General features: G+C 65.1%; 2 protein-coding genes. Both read left to right on the forward strand.

From position 1 onward, the window contains the following. Positions 1–227: 227 nt before the first annotated feature. Complete coding sequence (locus QK444_RS36005) at positions 228–956, forward strand: amino acid ABC transporter ATP-binding protein (RefSeq protein WP_282786560.1); 729 nt, start codon at positions 228–230, stop codon at positions 954–956. A gap of 34 nt (positions 957–990) precedes the next feature. After that, positions 991–1,763: glutamate ABC transporter substrate-binding protein (locus QK444_RS36010; protein ID WP_282786558.1), on the forward strand; the 773-nt coding region annotated here is incomplete at its 3' end.

Genomic DNA, 1,763 nt, shown 5'->3' on the forward strand with positions numbered 1-1,763 from the left:
ATTCACCCGTCCAGGGTACGGGCTCCGATTCGCGGCCGTTCCACCCCATGGGATCAGCGTGACCCGTCTCTCTCCCGTCACCGCGGCGTCAATCCTCGGTTACGGCGGGGTGTCGAGTCCGGGCGGTTGTGGCGTCACGGGGGCCAAAGGCGAGCATTTCGGGCAACGGCCCTCTAAGGTCACTGGTCATGACCGACGCCGCCACACCCGTCACCGCCGACGCGCCGATGATCTCGATGCAGACCGTGGACAAGCATTTCGGGGCTCTGCACGTCCTGCAGGACATCAACCTCGAAGTGCCCAGGGGCCAGGTCGTCATCGTGGTGGGTCCGTCCGGCTCCGGTAAGTCCACGCTGTGCCGCACCATCAACCGGCTCGAGACCATCGACTCCGGCACCATCGCCATCGACGGGGTGCGGTTGCCCGACGAGGGCAAGGCCCTGGCGCGGCTGCGCGCCGATGTGGGCATGGTGTTCCAGAGCTTCAATCTGTTCGCGCACAAGACCATTCTCGAGAACGTCATGCTCGCGCCGGTGAAGGTGCGCCGGATGGACAGGACGAAGGCGCGCGCCCGCGCCATGGAACTGCTCGAACGGGTCGGCATCGCCAATCAGGCCGACAAGTATCCCGCCCAGCTGTCGGGCGGTCAGCAGCAGCGCGTCGCCATCGCTCGCGCGCTGGCCATGGACCCCAAGGTGATGCTGTTCGACGAGCCCACCTCCGCGCTCGACCCCGAAATGGTGTCCGAGGTTCTCGAGGTCATGGTGCAGCTGGCCAAGGACGGCATGACCATGGTGGTGGTCACCCACGAGATGGGTTTCGCGCGGCGCGCGGGCAACCGGGTGCTGTTCATGGCGGACGGTCAGATCGTCGAGGACACCGATCCGGACACGTTCTTCACCGCGCCCAAATCAGAACGCGCGAAAGATTTCCTCGGCAAGATTCTCAGCCACTAACCACTCCGCCACTTCACGAGAGAGAAGGATTCAGATGAGGATCACCCAAGCGCTGCGGCTAGCCGTCGGGGCCGTCGCCCTGACCGTGGTCGCCAGCGGCTGCGGCGGCGGCAGCGACAAGACCGCCACGGAGAACGCCGCCGACGGCAACCTCACCATCGGCATCAAGTACGACCAGCCGGGTCTGGGACTGCGGGAGAAAGACGGCTCCTTCAGCGGTTTCGATGTCGACGTCGCCACCTATGTGGCCGAGAAGCTGGGCGTGTCCCCGGAGAACATCACCTTCAAGGAAGCGCCGTCGGCCCAGCGCGAGACGCTGATCCAGAACGGGCAGGTGGACTTCATCGCCGCCACCTACTCCATCACCGACAAGCGCAAGGAGAAGGTCGACTTCGCCGGGCCGTACTTCATTACCGGCCAGTCGTTGCTGGTGCGCTCGGACAACACCGACATCACCGGCGCGGAGTCGCTGAGCGGCAACAAGAAGCTGTGCTCGGTCAAGGGCTCCACCCCGGCGCAGAACGTGAAGGACAAGTACGCCAAGGACGTTCAGCTTCAGGAGTACGACACCTACTCACTGTGCGTGGAGGCGCTGAAGGCCGGTGCCGTCGACGCCGTCACCACCGACGACATCATCCTGCGCGGGTACGCGGCGCAGAACCCGGGCGCGCTGAAGGTCGTCGGTGACACCTTCACCGTCGAGAAGTACGGCATCGGTGTGAAGAAGGGCGACACCGAATCCCGCCAGAGGATCAACGACGCGATCGAGGACATGATCACCAGCGGCGCCTGGCAGGCCGCGCTGGA

The organism is Nocardia sp. CC201C (genome assembly GCF_030010695.1).
Classification (GTDB): domain Bacteria; phylum Actinomycetota; class Actinomycetes; order Mycobacteriales; family Mycobacteriaceae; genus Nocardia; species Nocardia otitidiscaviarum.